Raw genomic sequence first — 18,299 nt, forward strand, 5'->3', positions numbered from 1 at the left:
TTTCATATGAGATTTGAAAATAAAGTCGTAATCGTAACTGGTGCAGGCTCAGGTCTTGGACAAGCCGCATCACTTCAATTAGCAAGTGAGAACGCTAAATTAGTATTAGTTGACTTAAACGAAGCAGGTTTAAAAGAGACAGAAGAAAAGGTGTTAGCTCTTGCACCACAAGCTGAAATTTTATTAGTAACTGCAAATGTAGCAGACGAGGCCGCTGTAAAAGGCTTTGTAGATGCAACGGTTGAAAAGTTCGGTAAAATTGATGGTTTCTTTAACAATGCAGGGATTGAAGGAAAACAAAATTTAACAGAAGATTTCGGTATCGATGAATTCCAAAAAGTTGTTTCAATTAATTTAAACGGTGTATTCTACGGTATGAAATACGTATTAAAAGTAATGAAAGAGCAAGGATCAGGCTCAATCGTAAATACGGCTTCTGTAGGTGGTATTCGTGGTGTTGGTAATCAATCAGGATATGCGGCATCGAAACATGGTGTCGTAGGGTTGACACGTAACTCGGCTATTGAATACGGGCAATTCGGTGTATCAATTAAGGCAATCGCTCCAGGTGCAATTATGACACCAATGGTAGAAGGCTCATTACGCCAAATTGGTGGCGATAATTGGGAAGAGGTAGGAAAAGAGTTTGTAAAACCAAACCCAATGCGTCGCTTCGGTAAACCAGAAGAAGTTGGTTATTTAGTTGCCTTCTTGTTATCAAATCAAGCAGACTTCATTAATGGGGTTGTAGTACCAATTGACGGTGGTCAATCTTATAAATACTAATTTTTGTCAACCTAATAGAAGTCGCAATTCATAAAAGACATTGGGAAACCAATAGCTTTGACTGTGGGTAAGCTCAACCATTCTGAGTTTGCTCACAGTTTTTTTGTGAAGGAAACTAGAGATTTTCGAATTGTGGATAACTATAATAAAAAATTTTGCTACCGTCCAGGCTAAAGCGCCAACTACTCACACCATTAGAGTCCTTCCTTCAAAAGTGGTGGAGCGTTTACTTTTGAGTCAGGCCCTCCAATGTCTGAGGCTCACACGATGTGAGTCATTGGGGGCATGCCACATGGACGTGGCGTTTTGCCCACTCGGAGTTGGATGGGCGCCTTAGCGCTTTTGTTCTGTGAAGTATTAAGCGTCCCATTAAACTAACTCAAAATAGAGGAATGGATTGAATTTTGAAGCCTTGAAGCATAAAATCTCCTCACTTGTGCAAATTACATAGTGGGAGGTGAATATCAATGGGAAATAAAAACGGCAATCATAATAATCGAAATAGCAAAAAGACAATGAATGCAAGAACGCATAATCCATTTGGTACCTATAAAAGTAAGGATTTAGATGCTAGCAATAGTAATAATAACAATCCTAATGATAATCTAAACGAAGAGTTTGCTGCAGAATTTGATGCCAAACTCAAAAATGCAAACAATAAAACGAACCACGACAAAAATCAACAATCCAATAAAAATAAATAGTCAAACCTAACTTTGAAATAAAACAGGACATCATTATATTGTGCAATTTTGATTTCATTTTGGAGGTGGATAAGTAGTGGCGAAAAAAGGGAAAACAAGCTTTAAAAAGAAAAAACAAGATGATAAACCTAAGTCTAACAACAACCGTGAAGAATATGCGCCTGAATTTAATGCCGTCATTCATAATAATGCTCAAAAACCTAAGCAATAATTAAAACACTAAAAAATAGATGTCCTATGAAGTGAAGGAAAAGCTTCAGGTACATCTATTTTTTGTGATTTCTAAGGGGATATAAATTGTTCTCACTATACATAGCTTTCTTTAAGTAATAGTAAAATATTAACAGACCCAAAAACTACATACGTGCATTCGATTGATTTTCCTTAAGTTGCGCAAGCTATAGATGAGGTGAGAAGGTGAATGATAGTTAGAAAAATGATTGTATGTATAGCTTTTATAACGATCTTATTCATGCCAGTACACACGCTACAAATGGTTAATGCCCAGCAAGAAGCACCTGCCTATGCAAAGTGGGGCATACTCGCTATGAAGGAAACGCAAAAAAGATATCCTAATGCAAAAATTATTGACTATTTGCATCAAGGAAGCGAAAAAAGTGAAGCCGTAACAACTGAAAGATTTAAGCTATGGTTAAAAAAAGGTGAGAAAGAATTTGGGGTATTTGTCAGCATCGTGTTTGTTACAAATACAGAAAAATTGGTTGTGATTGAATTTCAAGAAACAGACAGATGACGTACATGGTTTAGTATGTGCAATTTTTTCATGGATTTCCTCAAAATTTATACCTTTACTAGGTTGGGATTTATGGATTAAATCCCAACTAGCCGCATTAATTTTTTATAGCGTTTTTCACCGAGTAGCTTATGCAATTTTTGTAATACTTCATTTGGTATGCCGGTGATGGCCCAGCTAATATTGGCGTGACGCATGATTTTGCGTAGCTTTTTAATTTCCTCCAAAGTTAATGCAACCTCGTTTTTTTGAGCAAATTGTTGAAGCTGTTCATCATTCATGTGCTGCAACTTATTTAATAGTTCTAAATTCTTCATCCTAGCTCTCCTTTCAAGTTTCTTTCCTTTACAATGCAAAAAAAGTCCTCTATACTAACTTGGTATAAATCGTAATGATTTTGAATTAGAAAGAAGCGAAAAAAATGAACAAACCATTGATTGAATTGAAGGATGTTTCCTTTCAATATGAATACACACAAGTATTAAAGAACATTTCTTTACGCGTCGATGAGGGTGATTTTTTGGCATTAATCGGTCAAAATGGCTCGGGGAAATCGACGCTCTTAAAATTGATATTGGGGCTATTAAAGCCAATGTCGGGGGATATTAAATTGTTTGGTGAGCCAGCGAATCAGTTTAAACACCGAGAATGGATTGGCTATGTGTCACAGAAGTCAAATGCCTTTAACTCAGGCTTCCCAGCAACCGTTGAAGAGGTTGTCAAAAGTGGCTTATCGCAAAAGGTAGGGCTGTTTAAGCGTTATCCAAAAGATACAGACATTTTAGTGAAATCGGCCTTGAAGGATGTCGGTATGGAGCAATTTATGAAGCGAAATATTGGACAACTTTCGGGAGGACAGCAACAACGTGTGTTTATTGCGCGCGCATTAATAGCCGATCCAAAACTACTTATTTTAGACGAGCCTACTGTTGGGATTGACCGTGAAAACGTGCAGGCATTTTATGATATGCTCGCACACTTAAATGAGCATCATAAAATGACGATGATTTTAGTAACACATGATGTAGATACCGTATCTGACCGTGTGAGCCATGTCGCATGTTTAAATCAAACGATTCATTTCCACGGTTATAAAAATGATTTTGATACCATTTCGGAAGAACAGATCGAAAGCTGGAACGGCCACTCTGTTCGAAAGATTCATTAAGAGGAGCTGGCCATTATGATTGAAGCAATATTAAACTATGAATTTTTACAAAACGCCTTTTTTTCAGGGCTTATTATTGGGGTTATCGCACCGTTACTAGGTGTATTTATTGTCGTACGCCGTTTATCGCTGATCGCGGATGCACTATCACATGTGACGCTTGCCGGGATTGCGGGGAGCTTATACTTAAGTCAGTCTTTTTCAGCACTTGCCCTACTTAACCCAATTTATTTAGGTATTGTAGCGTCGGTAAGTGGTTCCATCTTAATTGAGCGCTTACGCCGTTTGTATAAGCACTACGAGGAGCTTGCGATTCCGATTATTATGTCAGGTGGTATTGGTATTAGTGCGATTTTAATTTCGCTTGCAAGTGGCTTTAATACAGATTTAATGAGCTATTTATTTGGCTCAGTATCGGCGGTTTCGAGGCAAGATTTATTTGTTGTCCTTGCCATTGCGATAGTCGTTGTGATTTTCTTAGCATTATTTTTCAAGGAATTATTCGTATTATCCTTTGACGAAGAATATGCAAAGGCAAGTGGGTTGCCAGCGAAATGGATCCATTTGCTATTTATGATTGTTGTGGCACTTGTTATTGCGGCAAGTATGCGTATTGTGGGGATCTTATTAGTATCGAGCTTAATGACATTACCCGTTGCAGCGGCAATGCGTTTAGCCCGTGGATTTAAAGAAGCGATCATTTTAGCGATTGTCTTTGGTGAATTGGCGGTATTAATCGGATTAGTTAGCGCATTTTACTTAAACTTAGCGCCAGGTGGTACTATTGTCGTTACATCTATTATGATTTTATTAATCGTGATTTTCATGAAAAAAATAGTTTTAAAATTTTCAACTAAGGTGGAAGGGGAAGAAGCATAGTGAATACAATACGCGCGTGGGAAATATTAAAAGACAATGGCTATAAAAAAACAGATAAACGAGAATTAATTTTAGGTATGTTTGCGGCTACGGATAAATATTTGACTGCCCGTGATTTACTGCAAGTGCTGAAAAAGGATTTCCCAGGCATGAGCTTCGATACAATTTATCGTAACTTAGCAACATTTGTTGAATTAGACATTTTAGAAGAAACTGAGCTAGGTGGCGAGCGCAATTTCCGCATGCATTGTGAATCGGATCATCACCATCATCATTTTATTTGTCGTGATTGTGGGAACGTCAAGGAGTTATCCCTATGTCCAATGGAAATGCTCGGTGAAAAGCTGCCTGGCTATGCAATAGAAGCACATAAGTTTGAAATTTATGGTAAATGTCCAAACTGCTTATAAAGGTATCAATTTTATGTTTTTAAGCTTGAAATTGATGTGAAATTAAAAACTATTTGCATAATTTCAACAGTATGATAAAGTTAGTTTTACAAATTGAATAGTTTGCAAGAAAGAGATGCCTTGTGCATAAATGGGAATTCGGTGTAAATCCGAAGCTATATCCGTAACTGTAAGCGTAGATGAAAGTAAGTAAAATGCCACTGCTAAAAGCGGGAAGGTGCTTATGAGTAAAGTGAAACGCGAAGCCAGGAGACCAATCTTTTTCTGATCGTAACACACCTCTTCGGAAATAAAGAGAATGTACGGCAGCCATACATCAAACAAGCATGTTTACCTATGTATTTTTTGATTTTATGAAGCCATCCATTTTCTGGGTGGCTTTTTTTCATGCCACTTTAGTTTTCTAGAAGTAATGAATTTGAAGTTTTGAAGTGAGGTTGAGAAAGTTGAAGAAGGATATTCGTTATTCATGCTATCCATTCATGCGTGAAAAATGGAACTGTGTTGATTATGAAATTCGCACAGATTCATTAACGACACGTATTGGGGCAGTTATTCCGACATTGGTGGATGATGCACATGGCCAAACGGTATTAGAAGATATACGTATCATCCAGCCACTTGCTTATCACGTAAATGGTTCTGTACGCGGAAAATTAGCGATTACAGAAAATGACTTGCATTGGTTAAGTGATCGCTATGATTATTATGTCAGTGAAGTAAAAGATGCGATTCAGCAGTTTTTATTACCTCAAGGGGTGGAAAGCGCGGCTCGTCTTCACATTTGCCGAAGTGAAGCGAAAAAATCCTATCGCGCATTACATAAAGTAAGCGAAGAACGAGAAGTTCCTGAAATTTTATTCGACTTTTTAGGCTTACTTGCCAATGTATTGTTTGTGATGGCTGTGTATATGAACAAGCAACACGAATGTGATGAAATTGTCTTCATCTCAAAATCGTATCCAATGAAAAAGAAAAAGGAGCAAAACAATGAACTTTAAAATGAAATGGGTTGCACCTGTTGCTGCAGCACTACTTTTAGCAGCATGTGGAGCAGACGAAGAAAAAGCATCAAAGGATTCAGCAAAAGAGCCAGTTAAGCAAACAGAGGTGGATGGACCATACACAGTTGTAGATGACCGTGGGATTGAAGTAACGTTTGAGGAAGTCCCAAAAACAATCGTATCCTTACAGCCAAGTAATACTGAAATTTTATTTGAATTAGGCGTTGGGGATCAAATTGTTGGTGGAACAGATTATGATACATATCCAGAAGCAGCACAAAAAATCGAACGTGTTTCGACATCAACCGTTATTAACGCGGAACGTATTGTGGAGTTAAATCCAGACGTAGTCGTAGCGTATACAGCTGGTGATGAGGCGCAAGTTACACAGTTAGAAGATGCAGGCTTAAAGGTATTTGTCATCGCATCCGCTACATCTTTTGACGATGTCTACACAGATATCATTCAGCTTTCTGAAGTCATGGGCATTGAGGAAAAGGGAAATGAAGTTGTGGCAGATATTAAAGATCAAATTGCAGCAGTTCAAGAGAAAACAGATACAGTTGATACAAAGAAAAAAGTATACTATGAAGTATCACCAGCGCCAGATATTTGGACAACGGGTAATAACACATTCCAACAAGAAATTATGAATACTGCCGGTGTTGAAAATATTTTCGTCGATCAAGAGAGCTGGTTAAGCGTAACGGAAGAAGATGTCATCGCACGTAATCCAGAAGTAATTATTACACCAGCAACATATATGGAAAATGCAGTGGATGAAATTTTAGCTCGTGCAGGCTGGGATCAAATTCAAGCGGTTTCAAATAAAGCGGTTGTGTTAGTCGATGGTGATGTGATGTCTCGCCCAGGGCCACGTATTGGTGAAGCGGTAGAAATTATGGCAGAAGCCGTATACCCAGAATTATTTAAATAAGCTTATAATAAAGGGGCATGCCTAATTTTAGGTATGTTCTTTTAGTTATTTGCAAAGGTGGAGTAAAATGATCTTTATAACTGGCGGAGTACGTAGTGGTAAAAGTGCCTATGCCGAACAGCGCGCCCTAGCTTTGGGAAATGATAAACACTATTACTATATTGCCACGGGAGTCGCATTTGATGAAGAAATGAAAAAGCGAATTATGCGTCATCAGGAAGACCGCATGCAGCAAGCAAGCCATTGGACAACCGTGGAAATGCAAGCGGTAATACCTCAACACATCCAGCTATTATCATCCGATGCGGTTGTTTTATTTGAATGTGTGACGACATGGCTTTCCAATGTTCTCTATTTAAGTGAGCAGGAAAAAAATCGTAGCGAATATATCAAGAGCTGCATCGAATCCTTACAAAAGCAATTGTTAAATTGGCAAGTTCAAGGTGTTACAATAATTATTGTATCGAATGAAGTATTAGACGAGCTCCCTTCAACGTACGAGGAAGTGAATCATTATCGCAAGTTATTAGGGCATTTGCATCAATGGCTTGTGCAGCATAGCCATGAAGCTTATGAAGTACAGTTTCAACTCGTACAACGATGGAAATAGGAGGGAGCAGGTTGAAAAATGCAAGTCAAGGTTTCTTATTAGCATGGCAGTTTTTTTCTTTCGTACCGATAAAAAAACAATTCGATATGAATAAAAGCTCCATTACGTGGATGTATGCGAGTTTGCCGCTCATTGGTTTAGCCATCGGGTCACTGCTAAGCGGTGGGGCGTATGTACTTATGAGCTATAGCGATATTTCCGATTTATTATTGTCGATTTTACTTGTAGTTGGCATGGTCATTTTTACTGGTGGCTTACATTTAGATGGCTTTATCGATATGTGTGACGCCTTTTTTTCATATGGTGATAAAGAAAAGCGGTTGCAAGTACTAGATGATCCTCGCACAGGCGCTTTTGGTGTGTTAGGGATTGTCTCCTTGCTGTTATTGAAGCTCGGTTTTGTTTATGAAGCACTCGTACAGGGGCAGCTAGCAATGCTTGTGTATATTGTCATGATTCCTTATATTGCGCGCATCGGGATGCTCGTATATTTTGTAACAATGAATACGTCGAAGCAAACCGGTTTAGCTGCTTATTTTAAAGCGCAGGTAGTTACAAAGCAGCTTGTGATTTATAGTGCAGTGCTGTTTACACTACTAAGTGCAGCGCTGCTATATACGGGAATTTATAGCTTCTTTATTTTAGTCGCCGTAATGTTCGCTGTAGTTGTCGTTTACCGTAAATGGTCATACCGGAATTTTGGTGGTATGAGTGGAGATTTACTAGGGGCATTAGGGGAAATACTGGAGGTTATGCTATGGTTAACGGCGTTACTGTGCATTTAATTCGGCATGAGAAAACGGATGCTAATTTGAAGCGGAAGTATATCGGGTGGACGGATGAGCCAATTGTTGAGCAAGTGGAATTCTCACCATTCGTACAGTCCGAATTCATTTATGGTAGTGACCTCATACGCTGTCAACAAACAGCGAACGGTTATTTTCCAGAGGCGACATTCATTGCACATAAGCAGCTGCGCGAGCTAAACTTCGGAGATTTTGAGATGAAAACGTATGAGCAATTGCAGCATGACCCCATTTACAGGGCATGGATTGATGACCCATACAATGTAACACCGCCAAATGGTGAAGACTTCGAACAATTTAAGCAAAGAGTAATTTCGGCATTTATGGAAATCGTGGAAGCGCAACAAAACTACATATTCGTTGTCCATGGCGGCGTAATTCGGGTGCTTCTTTCTCAATTGGCATCTGAAGAGAAAATGTTTCAGCAAGTAATGGCCCAGCATCGGATGGTTTATACGCTGCATTGGGATTCACTTGAAGATTTGAAAGGAGGTGCGAGATGCACGTCATACTCGGAGGCGCACATAACGGAAAACATGCGTATGTAGAAAGAACAATCCAATCGCTCGAACAAAGTGAAGTCGTCTATTTTAAAGGGAAATTACCAGATGCAGCGTATGATAAGATTGGAAAAGTGCTAGTCATTAGTCAATTTGAAAAGATTGTCGTCCCATTTTTAGATCAGCCTGAGCAAATTATTGCGCAGGAAATATTCGAGCAAATTGAACGGCTGACGAAAAATAACGAGTTGTATTGTATATGTAACGATATGAGCCGTGGTGTCGTGCCTTTAGAAAAAGAGGCGCGCCAACTGCGAGATACTTGTGGACGTTTGTATCAATTATTATGTGCGCATGCCGATACAGTTACGCGCGTATGGTACGGTATTCCACAGCAACTAAAAGGAGAACATTATGGAGAAAACTAAATTACGATTGATTATTTTAACGGCTTTAATTGCCGCGATTTGTGTGATTGGCAGCTTTATTAAAGTACCAGTAGGAATGATTACAACGGCCGCACTTGATTCGGCCCCAGCATTTATTAGTGCCGTATTTTTACCCCCTGTTTTTGCAGGAGCAGCCGGTGCATTTGGACATATTGCCACAGGATTCACTTCAGGATTTCCACTTGGTGTCTTTCATGGGTTAATTGCGATTGAGATGTTTGTCATCGTCGCTGTTTTTGCATGGCTACATCGAAAAGGCCATCACTTTTTGAAATGGATTTTTGCGATTGTCGCGAATGGCATTCTTTCACCGTTACCGTTTTATTTCTTAATTTCGCCCGCATTTTATCTTGGTGCGTTGCCTTCTTTATTCATTGCGACTGTGATCAATGTTGCGATTGCAGCAGTTGTCATGCCGATACTTAAAAACGTAATTCAGCGCGTAGGGGTAAGTGCATGAGAAATGCCATTGAAGTGAATAACATGATTGTGACGATTGATAATTCGGGTTGTATTGGTAGTAAGGAGTTGGACGCGGTACAAGTACCAGACGAGATTACCGCCTATTTCACTGCGCGTACGGCAATTTTAGAACAGCTTTGTGCTGGTGCATTACCCATTCAATTATTAATGGCCAATTTTTCAGGAGATATAGTTTGGGCGAGCTACGAACAGGGCTTCAAGCGTGCCTTTGATGAAATGAAACTTGCGATGCCACCACTTACAGGTTCGAGTGAATCCAATTTTCAGGCGCTACAATCAGCGGTATCTTTAACCATACTGGGGCAGAAAAAATTTCAACGCACGATACAAGACTGTGCTTACTTTGTTGTGGGTGAACCACTTGTTGGCAATGAGGTATTAGCTAATCCACAAAAAGTAGCAAAATTGCATGAATTATATGAGAGGTTAGTAGATGAAACGATTGTTGCAATTTGGCCAACTGGATCAAAAGGCATTGCAGCGGAAATCGAGCGCTTTATCGGTAAGGGCTTTACAAGTGCTGTTGATTTACATACGTCAGCAGGACCATCTAGTGCAGTGCTCGTCGCGGTACAATATCATAATATACAGCAGTTTAAAACAAAAATGACAGCGCCTATTTATGAAATTACTACTCTTTAAAAAATTTTCTAACTAAATAATAAAATATTGTAAATTTTCTAAAAATAAATGGTATGATAGAACGTATCAATTCATTTTTTAGTTAAGGAGCATGAACATGACGACGTACCAAATTTCAACCAATTTAACAACGAATAAAAAAGAAAAAACACCTACAGAACAGCTTGGTTTTGGTCAAATATTTACAGACCATATGTTTGTAATGGACTATATAGAGGGACAAGGCTGGATCAATCCAACCATTACGCCATATGCTCCAATCGAGTTAAGCCCTGCCGCAATGGTGTTCCATTATGGACAGGCGGTATTTGAAGGGTTAAAGGCCTATATGACAGAGGCTGGGGAAGTACAATTATTCCGTCCAGAGCGCAATTTCAAACGCTTAAATGCTTCGAATGAGCGCCTATGTATTCCCGCGATTGATGAAGAGCTTGCATTAGAAGCATTAAAAGAATTAATTCGTGTAGATCGTGATTGGGTTCCATCTGCACCAGGGACATCCTTATATATTCGTCCGTTCATCATTGCAACGGAGCCGTATTTAGGGGTAAATCCAGCAAAGAACTATAAATTTATGATTATAATGTCGCCAGTAGGCTCTTATTATAAAGAAGGCATTAATCCGGTGAAAATTTTAGTAGAGCAGCATTATGTACGCGCCGTTGTAGGGGGTACGGGTGAAGCGAAAACAGCAGGTAACTATGCGTCAAGCCTAAAAGGTTCGGAATTAGCCGCACAACAAGGTTATTCACAAACACTCTGGCTGGATGGAAAGGAAAATAAATACGTAGAAGAAGTAGGCAGCATGAACATCTTCTTCAAAATTGCTGGCAAAGTAATTACACCCGCATTAAACGGCAGTATTTTACCAGGGATTACACGTGATTCTATGATTCAAGTGTTAAAATCAAAAAACATTGCAGTAGAAGAGCGTGCAATTGCGTTTGAAGAGGTTTTAACAGCAGCGAAGGACGGTACACTGGAAGAAGTATTTGGTACAGGTACAGCGGCTGTTATTTCTCCAGTTGGTGAGCTGAAATGGTTAGATGAAATCATCGCCATCAATGATGGTCAAATCGGGGAAGTAACGCAAATGTTATACGATACATTAACAGGTATCCAATATGGGAAATTAGAAGATCCATTTGGTTGGACGATTAAGCTATAATCGACACAATGCAAGTCGCTTTAAACAGGTGGCTTGCATTTTTTATTGCTATAGTTACGGAAGGGGATAAAGATTTTGAAAAAGCTTCTATTCATCATCTTCTGTCTGCTCATCGTAAGTGGTTGCACAATTTATTCCACAACTTCGATATCCTTCGAAAAAAAGATACCAAATAAAATAGAAAAAATTATTAAAGATAACCCCGTTTTGAGGGATACCGGGCTTCAGTTGTTTTCAAATGGAAAGGATACCCTTTACATCATTTATGAAACAACAAAACAAATGGATGACATACCAGGAATTCGTGAAGAAGATTCACAAATCACCATTATAATTCGGGAAGGTGAGGAGCAAAATGAAGAAACTCGCTATGTTTATAAGTTTAAATCCGATAAAACGTTTCAAACTATAAAAATTTCCGTAAATGGTGTACCAACCTCATTTGATAGAGTATCACAGTATTGAAAGCCCTATATGAAAGCCCTATATGAAAGCCCGAAAACACGGTAGATTTTGTGCTTTCGGGCTTTTCATTATTTCTCTACTAATTCCTCAACTTGAGAAAATCTCTCGTTAGAAATGGATGCCGTTTTTTCAAAAGCATTTTTTCCAACATACGTTTCGATTAAATCCTTCACATCAATTCCAGAGGATGCTTTTAATGTTTCTTGCAAACCAGCCATTAAATCTGTTGCATAGCCGGTTACTTTGCCAGCACCACCATTTGCACCGCCCCCTGTATCCACAACGGTAATTTTATCAATATTTGATAATGGGCTTGCCACTTGTTTTGCATATTCTGGTAGCATTTTCACGATCATATCAAGGACAGCCGCTTGACCAAATTGCTCGAAGGCTTCGGCGATTTTTTGTTTTGCTTCGGCTTCGGCTAAACCACGTAGGCGAATGATTTCTGCTTCTGCTGTACCTTGTGCGCGCTCTGCATCCGCCTTCGCAAGACCATCTAAACGAATGCGTTCAGCTTCCGCCTGTGCCTGTGTTTCGATACGGTATTTTTCTGCATCGGCTTGTGCAAGCTCTTTTCGTTTTTGTGCTTCTGCATTTTGCTCGATGGCATAACGATCCGCATCCGCCTTTTTCTTTACTTCTGAATCATATTGCTTCTCTCGACGTAAAATTTCTTTTTCTTCTAATTCAATTTGCTTCTGACGCTCAATAATTTGAATTTGCATTTCTTGTTCTGTTACTTCTTGTTTTGCACGCGCCGTTTCAAGTTCATAGGCTTGGTCTGCTCGGGCTTTTGCGATATCTTGCTCGCGTCGATATTCAGCCACTTTTAACTGATTATTCTTTTCGGCTTCGGCAATTTCAGTTGCGCGTTCTAGTTCCGCTTTTTGAGCTTCTTGAGCAGCTTGAGCACGCTTAATACGTGTTTCCTTATCCGCTTCGGCTGTCGCAATATCCGCATCACGCTTTACTTGTGCAATACGCGGCTTACCTAAAGAATCTAGGTAGCCATTTTTGTCGCGTACATCTTTGATCGTAAATGAAACGATAATTAAACCCATCTTCGCCAAATCCTGCGAAGCGACACGCTGTACTTCCTGTGAGAATTTATCACGATTTTTATAAATTTCCTCGACTGTCATCGAGCCAAGAATAGAGCGTAGGTGACCTTCTAATACTTCACGAGCTTCCCCTTCACGCTCATGCTTTTCCTTTCCTAAAAATTGCTCAGCAGCAGTCGCAATTTCCGAAATCGATCCGCCGATTTTAATAATGGCTGTTCCATCTGCCATTACTGGAACGCCTTGTTCTGTATATACTTCTGGAGTAGTAACCTCAAGCTTACTAGATAGCAGGCTTAAAGGCTGTGCTTGCTGGAAAACAGGGAATACAAATGTACCGCCACCGCGAATGATTTTAATGCGATTGCCCGACTCATCGGTATGTACATTTTTGCTGCCTAAATAGCTACCTGTCACAATAAGCGCTTCATCTGGACCAGCTGTACGATATTTCATAATATAGACTGCGACAATGGCAAGAATTAAGAATAAAACAACGCCAATGGCAATAAGTATACCTAACATATAAACATCCTCCTAAAATGTAAATTCTTCGTTTTCATAGATTGCTACAAATGCGGTACCATCACGAACTTCGATAATTAACACTTGGGTATCATAAGGAATTTCAACATGGTGATAACTAGCCGCCCGTTTGGAAATAATGCCGTTGACTCCTTCAATCACGATTTCTCCAAAGCCATCTAACGGAATCGGGACAATGACTCGCGCAACCTGACTTTCTAGTGAGGCATCGGTATAGGCTAATGACACTTCGGCAGAGCGCAGTGGCACGAGTAAGAAAAAATAAAGTAGTGCGGTAAAAATGCTCGCGATAAAAAATGCGATGCCTAAAATGATCAAGCTTGTAAATGATGTGAAGCGTTCGAAAATGTATCCAGCGGCGGCTGTAAAGGTAATGAAGGATAAAATAATGGCTGGATCAAAAATAGGAATGGTATCCAACGAAACATCTGCTATGTCTGCGAAAAACAAATACAAAACGGTACAGCAGCCGATGACGATTAAAATAATTAAGTAAATGATATCTAATGAATACCCAAACATCTTAACACCTCCTTTGCTTTGTTATTTACTTATACGGAATAAAGTGGGTAAAGTTTCAGAAAAAATGAAATTTTATAATAAAAGAAAAATCATTTCCTCATGCGAAAATGATTTTTGATTTGAATTTGTAGAGGACGATTCGTTTGGATATAGGTCATCATCAATTCCGGAACAAATTTGCTCGTTTTGTAAAGTGGCGTTTTATGAAACATCGCATAATTATGTGCACCGGTCGCGCGGTAGCTATTGATGACAACGCTAAAAATGTCATGGTCCTGTATTTCCTGTCCGTTATAGATACAGCTGTCAACGCGTTGTCCAACAGGGTGACTTAAACAAATATCATAATCCAATCCGCCCCAAAGATCATAAATAAAAGGTTGTGGCTGTGGGTAATGGACGTTCATGCTAAAATCGATTTCGTTTTGTGTATTAATGGCGAATACACTAGCACTTAGCTCCAGTGCTTGACGAATTTCAGCTCCCGTCATTTCAATTTTTACAAGTTGATTTTGGCGCGGTAAATTATGTAGGACATCTTTTCGGGTAATTTGTTTTGGAAATCCACCGTTTTGATGATAGGGAAGCTCGATAACGGAGAGCTGAGCCTTTGTATAATGCCTTTGCATGTCATGTAGAAGTTGCACATAATTGGATTGCATAAGACGAGGCGTGAAAAAATCGCTGTATTGTAAATCGCATGCACTTTCACTGATGATTTCATTTTTCCAACGATTAAATGCACTATCAGAAAAAGATGGTAATGCTTCATCTACATAGACTAACATTGGTTCATGAGTTATGTTGTCGCCGTCGATTATCACGTCAATTTGTGCAAAACAGTTTGCATTGGCCCCGGGCTGAACGACAGAAACCCCGTTTATTTTGGTCGCAATTTCTAAATGCTGATGACCGGTAATGAATAAATCAATCCCGTCAATTTCATGAAGCATGCGATAGGCTTCATTCTCACCTTCCTGTAAATCGATTAGATGACCGGTCTTCAAATCTCGTTCAAAACCCCCATGATAGCATAAAATCACGAAATCTACCTGCTCGTGTGCGCGAACATACTTGACAGTTCTTTGTGCAGCGTCAAAGGCTTGCTCAAATTGTAAGGATTTTGTTGCTGTGCCTTCATCCCAAAATGGTGTAAAATGCGTCACGACACCGATGACCGCCACGCGAAAACCATCCATGTCTTTCACTATATAATCTTTTGCGAACGCTTCTATATTAGCGGCGATCCAGGGGAAATTACAGGCATTGCGCATCGCCTCAATAGCAGGAAGGGGATAATTGAATTCATGATTTCCAAAAACCGCTACATCATATTGTAGGGCATTGGCCATGCTGATTTGAGGGTGCTCACATTGTTGGATATTTTCATAAAAATAGCTTAAATGACTGCCTTGCAAAAAATCGCCATTATCGATTAAAAGCGCGGGCTGTCGGTCTTTAATCATTGAGGCAAGCTGTGAAAAGCGTTCGGTATGTCCGTGTATATCACTTGTTGCGATAATTGAAAATTTCATGTACATTACTTCCTTTATACTTCGTTGTTGCTATTATAGCGTGAATTATTGCGCAATAGTGGTGAAAATGATTAAATAAATAAGAAGAGAAAAATTGGAGGAGTGATGTTCATGATTACAGTAACCAATCGCATTAAAGTAAAAAAAGGATTTGCTAAAATGATGGCACCAAAATTTGCACAGCCAGGGCCATTACAACAGTTTAAGGGATTCGAAAAAGTTGAAGTATTAATTGCAACTCAATTTGAAGAGTACGATGAAATGAGCGTTGTGATGTATTGGGATTCGAAAGAGAACTTTGCTGTTTGGCGTGAAAGTGATGCCTTTAAGGAATCTCATAAGCGTCCAGAGGGTGGACCTGGTGCACAGGGGGACTCACCGATGTTAGGTTCTGAAATTGTTATTGCTGAAGTGGCGGCATCCATTTCAAAATAACAAGCAATCTATTAAAAAAGCCTGTCGAACTAAAAACGACAGGCTCCTTTTATAAGGTTTGATAGGATTGATTTTTAATATAGTCTTGATAGAAGAAATTTGCTTCATCACAGCATTTTTTGACGAGGCGTTCAAATTCATTGGACCCATTTAAATGCTGAATCAAAATTTTCACCAGAATGGATTGATCCTTCATAAAGGGCTGTAATTGCTCTTTGGTTTTTAAATGCATGAAATAATACGGACGTTGTCGATTGCGTTTAATTAAGGGACGTTGGTTCGCGATTTTTAATATTTTTACATACCAATTGTTTATTTGTTTTGTTAATAATATAGATAGAATATAGAGATGTTCTAATGTAGTGTCTGGATGAGCGCGGAAATAGTTAAAATAATAATCATTTTTCAAAGCCTTAATCATAATATGGTTGGAAGAATAATAGAGGATTTTGTCGAAAGACTCCATAATATTTTCTTCCTCGCGATGTAATAGCACCCACAGATTAAATGCAGAAACCCACATATCTTCCGTATTATAATAACTAGAATCATCAATTGATATGGTCAACAACGGATTCATTTTTTTGGCTAATTGCTTGAAATCTGATACATACTGCTCATTAATGAAAAATAGACTTTGCTCAAGTGTAATTTGATTATACATAGATTTTCTCACCTCTTTTAAAATTCGGTGCAGTGATGATCTATTGTCTAAACGTACTATGGAAGATCCGTAAAACGAATGAGTAAGTCTTACGATTGCTTTTATTATCGCCGAAATTGGATATATTTTCATCTAAAAAGCTATATTTAGTTCGAATGAATAATAGAAATCCTAATATAGTATGAGGTTGCAAATTGATTATTCCTAAAATACTCACATAAATAAATTTGAAATTATAAGGTAAAAGGTAGGAGACGACTGATGAACATGGAGCAATACTTTTATGATGGCCAATTTTTAAAAAGCTATCAAATGGCACAACAGGATTCGACAGATGAAAACAAAAAGTCCTATTTAGCTATATTCGAGAAATATGAGTACGCAAAATTCCCTCAGCCGACCGCACAGCTTGAACAAAGTGTAGAACGTGCGGATGAACGCTATGAAGAATTAGATGAGGTTGAGCAAATACGTACTATTCAGGATGAAGCCCAATTTGCACAAGCCATTAAAGCGCTTGAAAACGATGCGCGTACAGCAGATGATATGCGAAAAGCGGAGTCATTTTTCGTACAGGCCCAATTATTTTTAATGGCTCATCATTACGATGAAAGCATTCATTGCTTTATGCAGGCAGTAAAGCATAATCCAAATAAGGCGTTATACTACGGTTTTGCAGGGCAAACGATGAATCGCTTCAATTGGTCGCCATTTGATACATTACCATACATTGAACGTGCCATTGAGTTGGATCCACAAAATGCGCGCTGGTATTGGAATAAGGCGCTTGTATTAACACAGTTATACAAAGACTTGCAGGCAGAGCCATTTTTAGAGAATGCGCTAATCGCGATTGAAAAAGCGATTGAAGTTTGTCGAGAAGACCAAACCTCATTACGAAACGGAATCGACTCTACGTTGGAGAATTTAAAGGAATATTTATTTAATTAACCGGGGGCACAGCATGAAGAGCAAAAAGTTTTTGTCGTGGAAGGGTATTTCGATTTATTTAACGATTATTTTATTTTTAGTTATTTTCATTCAAATGATGGATCAAAATAAACGCAACGAAAAGGAAGGGCAATATTTAGCGGAAATCGAGAAGGCTTATATCGCGCTAGTTGACTTTCAAATGTATATTATAAATGATGAAGTACAGGTGGATGAAAACAAGTATGTGTTAACAATGGCGGAACGAGACTTCCAATATCAGCTAAGCTTATTTATTGATATTTTTGGCAATCTGGAAAAGGATGATAAGAGCTTATATGATTTCTATATCGAATCAGACAAAGCATTGCAAGCCTTTTATGACGCCACAACAAAAGAGCAACAATCGGCTGCACATGAACAGCTATTGGCGATTAAGCACCCGTTATTTGCACTAATTGCCGAGCAAAAATAAAGTAACTAAAGCTCACAGAACGAATCATTCGTTTTGTGAGCTTTTCGTTATTTCTTCTTTGATTTAACAAATGCGATGACGATACATGCAACTTGAATGACCACAGTGGCAATGACCATATAAAAGTCTTTTTCTGAGCTACTTAAGCCCAATTCATCAACTAATATTGCTGAAATAAAGTATAGCTGTGCACTTAGTAGGATAATAAAGGTACCGATAAACAGCATGATTTTTGGATTGAAATCAAAGCGTAGTACGATAATCACAAATAAGGCACTGAAGATGAGCATTAAAGTGAATAATGGGTCGAGTAGTGTTAATATGCCGTCCTTGGCAAAGTTTTCATAGGTGTAGTTCATTTCG

26 protein-coding genes and 1 riboswitch are annotated in these 18,299 nt (G+C 38.8%); of the genes, 20 read left to right on the plus strand and 6 right to left on the minus strand.

The window, feature by feature from the left end:
• Window positions 1–6 precede the first annotated feature (6 nt).
• From MKX47_RS05630 to MKX47_RS05645, 4 genes are all read left to right on the plus strand, one after another.
• Window positions 7–786, plus strand: a complete 780-nt coding sequence (locus MKX47_RS05630; RefSeq protein ID WP_340772079.1) for an SDR family oxidoreductase — start codon at window positions 7–9, stop codon at window positions 784–786.
• Window positions 787–1,253: 467 nt separating this feature from the next.
• Complete coding sequence (locus MKX47_RS05635; RefSeq protein ID WP_340772080.1) at window positions 1,254–1,490, plus strand: hypothetical protein; 237 nt, start codon at window positions 1,254–1,256, stop codon at window positions 1,488–1,490.
• A gap of 76 nt (window positions 1,491–1,566) precedes the next feature.
• Entirely contained in the window at window positions 1,567–1,701 is a 135-nt protein-coding gene (locus MKX47_RS05640; protein ID WP_340772081.1) for a hypothetical protein, read from the plus strand.
• Window positions 1,702–1,911: 210 nt separating this feature from the next.
• A complete protein-coding gene (locus MKX47_RS05645; RefSeq protein ID WP_340772082.1) occupies window positions 1,912–2,244 on the plus strand; it encodes a DUF3889 domain-containing protein in 333 nt (110 codons plus the stop codon).
• Window positions 2,245–2,321: 77 nt separating this feature from the next.
• On the opposite strand, the gene MKX47_RS05650 is transcribed toward MKX47_RS05645, so the two are convergent.
• Complete coding sequence (locus MKX47_RS05650) at window positions 2,322–2,561, minus strand: isopropylmalate synthase (protein ID WP_340772083.1); 240 nt, start codon at window positions 2,559–2,561, stop codon at window positions 2,322–2,324.
• A 104-nt stretch (window positions 2,562–2,665) separates the two neighbouring features.
• Here MKX47_RS05650 and MKX47_RS05655 point away from each other — a divergent pair, with 104 nt between their 5' ends.
• From MKX47_RS05655 to MKX47_RS05715, 13 genes are all read left to right on the plus strand, one after another.
• Entirely contained in the window at window positions 2,666–3,412 is a 747-nt protein-coding gene (locus tag MKX47_RS05655) for a metal ABC transporter ATP-binding protein (RefSeq protein WP_340772084.1), read from the plus strand.
• Between the two features lie 15 nt (window positions 3,413–3,427).
• Window positions 3,428–4,291, plus strand: coding sequence for a metal ABC transporter permease (locus tag MKX47_RS05660; RefSeq protein WP_340772086.1), 864 nt, complete (start codon window positions 3,428–3,430; stop codon window positions 4,289–4,291).
• Complete coding sequence (locus tag MKX47_RS05665) at window positions 4,291–4,701, plus strand: Fur family transcriptional regulator (RefSeq protein WP_340772088.1); 411 nt, start codon at window positions 4,291–4,293, stop codon at window positions 4,699–4,701. The genes MKX47_RS05660 and MKX47_RS05665 overlap by 1 nt, the downstream gene beginning before the upstream one ends.
• Window positions 4,702–4,797: 96 nt before the next feature.
• A riboswitch (cobalamin riboswitch) is annotated at window positions 4,798–4,977 on the plus strand.
• Between the two features lie 170 nt (window positions 4,978–5,147).
• Window positions 5,148–5,702 (plus strand): hypothetical protein, encoded by a 555-nt coding sequence (locus MKX47_RS05670; protein WP_340772090.1) that lies wholly within the window; start codon window positions 5,148–5,150, stop codon window positions 5,700–5,702.
• Window positions 5,692–6,642 (plus strand): ABC transporter substrate-binding protein, encoded by a 951-nt coding sequence (locus MKX47_RS05675; RefSeq protein WP_340772091.1) that lies wholly within the window; start codon window positions 5,692–5,694, stop codon window positions 6,640–6,642. The genes MKX47_RS05670 and MKX47_RS05675 overlap by 11 nt, the downstream gene beginning before the upstream one ends.
• A 67-nt stretch (window positions 6,643–6,709) precedes the next feature.
• Window positions 6,710–7,252 carry a bifunctional adenosylcobinamide kinase/adenosylcobinamide-phosphate guanylyltransferase gene (locus tag MKX47_RS05680; protein WP_340772093.1) on the plus strand — a complete coding sequence of 181 codons (543 nt, stop codon included), beginning with the start codon at window positions 6,710–6,712 and terminating at the stop codon, window positions 7,250–7,252.
• A gap of 11 nt (window positions 7,253–7,263) precedes the next feature.
• Window positions 7,264–8,037, plus strand: a complete 774-nt coding sequence (gene cobS, locus MKX47_RS05685; protein ID WP_340772095.1) for an adenosylcobinamide-GDP ribazoletransferase — start codon at window positions 7,264–7,266, stop codon at window positions 8,035–8,037.
• Window positions 8,010–8,606 (plus strand): histidine phosphatase family protein, encoded by a 597-nt coding sequence (locus tag MKX47_RS05690; protein WP_340772097.1) that lies wholly within the window; start codon window positions 8,010–8,012, stop codon window positions 8,604–8,606. Before cobS ends, MKX47_RS05690 begins: the two co-directional genes overlap by 28 nt.
• Window positions 8,558–8,986, plus strand: coding sequence for a bifunctional adenosylcobinamide kinase/adenosylcobinamide-phosphate guanylyltransferase (locus MKX47_RS05695; protein WP_340772099.1), 429 nt, complete (start codon window positions 8,558–8,560; stop codon window positions 8,984–8,986). Before MKX47_RS05690 ends, MKX47_RS05695 begins: the two co-directional genes overlap by 49 nt.
• Window positions 8,973–9,467, plus strand: coding sequence for an ECF transporter S component (locus MKX47_RS05700; protein WP_340772101.1), 495 nt, complete (start codon window positions 8,973–8,975; stop codon window positions 9,465–9,467). Before MKX47_RS05695 ends, MKX47_RS05700 begins: the two co-directional genes overlap by 14 nt.
• Entirely contained in the window at window positions 9,464–10,132 is a 669-nt protein-coding gene (locus tag MKX47_RS05705) for a hypothetical protein (RefSeq protein ID WP_340772102.1), read from the plus strand. The genes MKX47_RS05700 and MKX47_RS05705 overlap by 4 nt, the downstream gene beginning before the upstream one ends.
• Window positions 10,133–10,229: 97 nt before the next feature.
• Window positions 10,230–11,300, plus strand: a complete 1,071-nt coding sequence (locus tag MKX47_RS05710; RefSeq protein WP_340772103.1) for a branched-chain amino acid aminotransferase — start codon at window positions 10,230–10,232, stop codon at window positions 11,298–11,300.
• Window positions 11,301–11,375: 75 nt separating this feature from the next.
• Window positions 11,376–11,765, plus strand: coding sequence for a hypothetical protein (locus MKX47_RS05715; protein ID WP_340772105.1), 390 nt, complete (start codon window positions 11,376–11,378; stop codon window positions 11,763–11,765).
• Between the two features lie 68 nt (window positions 11,766–11,833).
• On the opposite strand, the gene MKX47_RS05720 is transcribed toward MKX47_RS05715, so the two are convergent.
• The 3 genes from MKX47_RS05720 to MKX47_RS05730 all read right to left on the minus strand — a co-directional run bounded on the left by MKX47_RS05720 (window position 11,834) and on the right by MKX47_RS05730 (window position 15,432).
• Entirely contained in the window at window positions 11,834–13,354 is a 1,521-nt protein-coding gene (locus tag MKX47_RS05720; protein WP_340772106.1) for a flotillin family protein, read from the minus strand.
• A 12-nt stretch (window positions 13,355–13,366) separates the two neighbouring features.
• On the minus strand, window positions 13,367–13,897 hold the full coding sequence (locus MKX47_RS05725; RefSeq protein ID WP_340772107.1) for a hypothetical protein: 531 nt from the start codon (window positions 13,895–13,897) through the stop codon (window positions 13,367–13,369).
• A gap of 89 nt (window positions 13,898–13,986) precedes the next feature.
• The gene (locus tag MKX47_RS05730) at window positions 13,987–15,432 is read right to left on the minus strand and encodes a bifunctional metallophosphatase/5'-nucleotidase (RefSeq protein WP_340772108.1); all 1,446 of its coding nucleotides are present in this window, start codon (window positions 15,430–15,432) and stop codon (window positions 13,987–13,989) included.
• A 111-nt stretch (window positions 15,433–15,543) separates the two neighbouring features.
• Between MKX47_RS05730 and MKX47_RS05735 the strand changes: the two genes are divergently transcribed.
• Window positions 15,544–15,867: a heme oxygenase gene (locus MKX47_RS05735; RefSeq protein ID WP_340772109.1), complete on the plus strand. Its 324-nt coding sequence runs from the start codon at window positions 15,544–15,546 to the stop codon at window positions 15,865–15,867.
• A 49-nt stretch (window positions 15,868–15,916) separates the two neighbouring features.
• Here the strand turns inward: MKX47_RS05735 and MKX47_RS05740 are convergent, their stop codons facing one another.
• Window positions 15,917–16,531 (minus strand): hypothetical protein, encoded by a 615-nt coding sequence (locus tag MKX47_RS05740; RefSeq protein ID WP_340772110.1) that lies wholly within the window; start codon window positions 16,529–16,531, stop codon window positions 15,917–15,919.
• A 261-nt stretch (window positions 16,532–16,792) separates the two neighbouring features.
• Here MKX47_RS05740 and MKX47_RS05745 point away from each other — a divergent pair, with 261 nt between their 5' ends.
• The gene (locus tag MKX47_RS05745; RefSeq protein WP_340772111.1) at window positions 16,793–17,482 is read left to right on the plus strand and encodes an O-linked GlcNAc transferase; all 690 of its coding nucleotides are present in this window, start codon (window positions 16,793–16,795) and stop codon (window positions 17,480–17,482) included.
• 13 nt (window positions 17,483–17,495) lie between these two features.
• Complete coding sequence (locus tag MKX47_RS05750; RefSeq protein ID WP_340772113.1) at window positions 17,496–17,936, plus strand: iron ABC transporter substrate-binding protein; 441 nt, start codon at window positions 17,496–17,498, stop codon at window positions 17,934–17,936.
• Between the two features lie 47 nt (window positions 17,937–17,983).
• Here the strand turns inward: MKX47_RS05750 and MKX47_RS05755 are convergent, their stop codons facing one another.
• A complete protein-coding gene (locus MKX47_RS05755; protein ID WP_340772114.1) occupies window positions 17,984–18,295 on the minus strand; it encodes an acyl-CoA dehydrogenase in 312 nt (103 codons plus the stop codon).
• Between the last annotated feature and the right edge of the window lie 4 nt (window positions 18,296–18,299).

Source organism: Solibacillus sp. FSL R7-0668, assembly GCF_038006205.1.
Taxonomy (GTDB): Bacteria; Bacillota; Bacilli; order Bacillales_A; family Planococcaceae; genus Solibacillus.